This window comes from Streptomyces similanensis, assembly GCF_039543625.1.
Taxonomy (GTDB): domain Bacteria; phylum Actinomycetota; class Actinomycetes; order Streptomycetales; family Streptomycetaceae; genus Streptomyces; species Streptomyces similanensis.
The window spans coordinates 1-4,436 of the sequence record NZ_BAABKC010000116.1 but is presented as its reverse complement, the minus strand read 5'-3'; the positions used below and the strand labels follow the sequence as shown (position 1 = coordinate 4,436).

Genomic DNA, 4,436 nt, shown 5'->3' with positions numbered 1-4,436 from the left:
GATGGCGCTCTTCGACGCCGGCCTCGTCAGCGACGAACCCGCCCTGGTACCCGTCAAGTTCGACCTCGCCGCACTGGCCACCCAAGCGGGCGATGACCAGGTGCCCTCGATGCTCCGGGACCTGGTTCGCCGACCGCGCCGGACCATCCGCACCGGCGTCGCCGATGGCGCGGGCAGTGCAGCCGGCCAGTCCCTGGTCGACCGGCTGGCGACGATGCCGCAGCCTGCGCGACAGCAAGCCCTGCTCGACCTGGTGCGCGCCGACGTCGCGACCGTACTGGGCCGCCGGGAGCAGGACACCATTGCGCCGGACCGTGCCTTCAAGGACCTCGGCTTCGACTCGCTCACAGGTGTGGAGCTGCGCAACCGGATCACGGCCGCCACGGGTCTGCGACTGCCGGCGTCGGCGGTCTTCGACCACCCGACCCCGGCTGCCCTCGCTGACGTCCTGCTTGAGCAACTGGGCGTCTCGCCGGTGTCGGTGCTCGCCGAACTCGACAAGCTGGAAGCGGCGTTGAGCAGCACGCCGCTCGACGACGACGTCATGGCACAGATGGCCAGGCGTCTGCACACCTTGGCGACCCGGTACGCGTCGTCCGGTGCATCCGTGGAGGGCGAGGAGCACTTCGACCTCGACTCCGCCTCCGACGACGAGCTCTTCAGCTTCGCGGAGAACGAGCTCGGATCTTCCTGACCGCAGCGCCGGCCCCCCACACCTGTTGAGCAGAAGGACTTGCGATGAGCACGAACGACGACAAGCTGCGCGACTACCTCAAGCGGGCCCTCGCCGACCTCAGCCAGGCGCGCAAGCGGCTGCGCGAGGTCGAATCCGAGCGGACGGAGCCGATCGCGATCGTCGCCATGAGCTGCCGTCTCCCGGGAGGCGTGTCCTCGCCCGAGGACCTGTGGGAACTGGTCGCCGGGGGAACCGACGCCATCGCGCCGTTCCCGACCGACCGCGGCTGGGACGTGAACGGGCTCTACGACCCCGACCCCGAGCGCCCTGGAAAGTCGTACGTCCGTGAGGGCGGCTTCGTCACCGACGCCGCCGAGTTCGACGCCGCCTTCTTCGGGATCAGTCCGCGCGAGGCGGTGGCGATGGATCCGCAGCAGCGGCTGCTGCTGGAGACCGCGTGGGAGGCCTTCGAGCGGGCGGGCATCGACCCGACCTCGCTGCGCGGCCGCAACGTGGGAGTGTTCGCCGGGACGAAGCCCCAGGACTACATCCCCAGCCTTGAGGGCGGCGAGTCCAGCACCGAGGGGTACGCCCTGACCGGCAGCGCCGGCGCGGTCACCTCCGGCCGTGTCTCGTACACGTTCGGCTTCGAGGGCCCCGCCGTGTCCATCGACACCGCCTGCTCCTCGGCGCTGGTCGCCATCCATCTGGCCGCCCAGACGCTGCGCAGCGGTGAGTGCTCGCTCGCGCTCGCCGGCGGTGTGTCCGTGATGGCCGCACCGGGCGCCTTTGTGGCCTTCTCCCGGCAACGTGGGCTCGCGCCGGACGCCCGCTGCAAGGCGTTCGCGGCGGGTGCGGACGGGACGTCGTGGGCCGAGGGTGTTGGTCTGCTGCTGTTGGAGCGTCTGTCGGACGCGCGGCGCAACGGTCATGAGGTGCTGGCGCTGGTGCGGGGCAGTGCGGTGAACCAGGACGGTGCGTCCAACGGGCTGACGGCGCCGAATGGTCCTTCGCAGCAGCGTGTGATCCGCCAGGCGCTGACCAACGCCGGACTGCTCGCCACGGACATCGACGTGGTGGAGGCGCATGGCACGGGCACGTCGCTGGGCGACCCGATCGAGGCCCAGGCGCTGATCGCGACGTACGGCCAAGGGCGCTCGGCTGACCGCCCCCTGTGGCTCGGCTCGGTCAAGTCGAACCTCGGCCACACACAGGCAACCGCGGGCGTGGCGGGTGTGATCAAGATGGTGGAGGCGATGCGGCACGGGGTGCTGCCCAGGACGTTGCATGTGGACGCTCCATCGCCGAAGGTGGACTGGTCGGCAGGTGCGGTGGAGTTGCTGACGGAGGCGCGGGCCTGGCCTGAGGTGGATCGTCCGCGGCGTGCGGGCGTGTCGGCGTTCGGGATCAGCGGGACGAACGCGCACGTGATTCTGGAGGGGGTTGAGCCTGCGGTTCCGGTGGAGCGTGCGGGGGTGCCGGAGGGTGTGGTGCCGTTGGTGGTCTCGGCGAGGACACCGGAGGCAGTGCGCGCCCAGGCGGCGCGGCTGGCCGGTCACCTGGAGCTGAACCCGGCGCTGAGTCTTGCGGATACGGCGTATTCGCTGGCGACGTCTCGTGCTCGGTTTGATCACCGTGCGGTGGTGGTGGCGGGTTCGGTGGAGGAGGCGCGGGAGCAGTTGGCGTCGGTGCGTGGGGAGGCGGTGGTCGGGGGCCGTCTGGGGGTGTTGTTCACGGGTCAGGGTGCGCAGCGCGCCGGGATGGGGCGCGAGCTGTATGCGGCCTACCCGGTGTTCGCTGAAGCCTTCGACGAGGTGTGCGCCGCCGTGGACGGGAGCCTCGGTGGGTCGTTGAAGGAGGTGGTGTTCGGGGGTGGTGATTTGCTGGATGAGACGCGGTATGCGCAGCCGGCGTTGTTCGCCGTTGAGGTGGCGTTGTTCCGGTTGGTGGAGTCGTGGGGTGTGCGGGCGGATTGTCTGGCGGGTCATTCGATCGGTGAGGTGGTGGCGGCGTATCTGGCGGGTGTGTGGTCGTTGGAGGATGCCGCGGGGTTGGTGGTGGCGCGGGGCCGGTTGATGCAGGAGCTGGCGGCGGGTGGGGTGATGGTGGCGGTCGAGGCGTCGGAGAACGAGGTGGCTCCGTTGCTGACGGCCGGGGTGAGCATCGCGGCCATCAATGGGGAGGCGTCGTTGGTCCTGTCCGGCGTGGAGGACGAGGTGGAGGCGGTGCTGACCCGCTTGGAGGGGCGTCGCACGAAGCGGCTGCGGGTCTCGCACGCGTTCCATTCGCCGTTGATGGACCCGATGCTGGAGGAGTTCCGCCGGGTGGCGTCCACGCTCACCTATCACGCGCCGTCCGTCCCGGTGATCTCGAACTTGACGGGTGAGGTCGCGGACGCCGAGCGGCTGTGTTCGCCGGAGTACTGGGTGGAGCACGTGCGCGGGACGGTCCGTTTCCATGACGGTGTGCGTGCGCTGCGGGAGCGGAAGGTGACCACGTTCCTGGAGCTGGGCCCTGATGGGGTGCTCTCCGGGATGGTGGCCGAGGGAGGGTGCGTGCCGTCGCTGCGGCGCGACGTGCCCGAGGACCGCGCTCTGATGACCACCGTTGCCCGGCTCCACGCCCGGGGTGTCGACGTCGACTGGGAGCAAGTCTTCGCCGGTACCGGTGCGCAGCGGGTGGACCTGCCGACTTACGCCTTTCAGCGGCAGCGTTTCTGGATGAACCCGACTCTCTCCGGCGGGGATCCGGCGCTGGCGACCGGTCACCCGCTGCTCGACATCGTCGTGAGTGCGCCGGACACGGGCGGTGTCGTGTGCACCGGCCGACTCTCCCTGGCCGCGCAGCCGTGGTTGGCGGATCACTCGGTGGCCGGCACGGTGCTGCTGCCGGGCACCGCGCTGGTGGAGCTCGCGGTTCGTGCCGGGGACGAGGTGAGTGCGCGCTCCCTGCGGGAGCTGGTGATCGAGACTCCGCTGGTGATCCCCGATGAGGGTGCGGTGCGTGTCCAGGTGTCGGTGGGTGAGGACACGGACGGCGTGCGGCCGGTCGCGGTGTACTCGCGGCCGGACGACGCGGACCTCGACGCGCCGTGGGTCCGCCACGCGAGTGGCCAGCTCAGCGCAGAAGTCGCCTCTCCTGCTGCCGGGTTGAGTGTCTGGCCGCCGGAGGACGCGGTAGCCGTGGATGTGTCAGACCTGTACAAGCAGTTGGCCGAGCGTGGGTACGGCTATGGGCCGGTGTTTCAGGGTTTGCGTGCGGTGTGGCGGCGTGGGGGCGAGGTGTTCGCCGAGGTCGCGTTGCCGGCGGGTGAGGTGGAGTCGGCCGCCGGGTTCGGTCTGCACCCGGCGCTCCTGGACGCCGCGCTGCACGCGGGAGCCTTCCTGGGTGAACGTGAGCCCGACGCTGAGGGGTTGCTCCTGCCGTTCGCGTGGAGTGGTGTGTCCCTGCACGCTTCGAGTGCGTCGACTCTTCGGATCCGACTGAAGTCCACGGGGGCGCAATCGCTGGCATTGGAACTCGCCGACGGTGAGGGGGTTCCGGTTGCGTCGGTGGAGTCGTTGGTGTTGCGGGCGGTGGATGCGGGGGAGTTGGGGGTGTCGGGTCGTGGTGGTGTTGGTGGGTCGTTGTTCCGGGTGGAGTGGTCGTTGTTGCCGGTGGCTGGGGGTGTGGGTGATGTCGGGGCGGAGGTGGAGGTGGAGGTGGAGGTTGTGGAGGTGCCTCGGTCGGTGTCGTTGGATGCGGGGGTGGTGCGGGAGGT

The 4,436-nt window shown here is 70.1% G+C and carries 1 protein-coding gene and 1 pseudogene; both read left to right on the top strand.

Going from position 1 to position 4,436, the window contains the following annotated elements:
* Positions 1–694, top strand: a 694-nt coding sequence (locus ABEB07_RS33190) for an acyl carrier protein (RefSeq protein WP_345671741.1), incomplete at its 5' end; no start/stop codon positions are given.
* A 47-nt stretch (positions 695–741) separates the two neighbouring features.
* A pseudogene (locus ABEB07_RS33185) lies at positions 742–4,436 on the top strand (type I polyketide synthase); the annotation flags it as partial.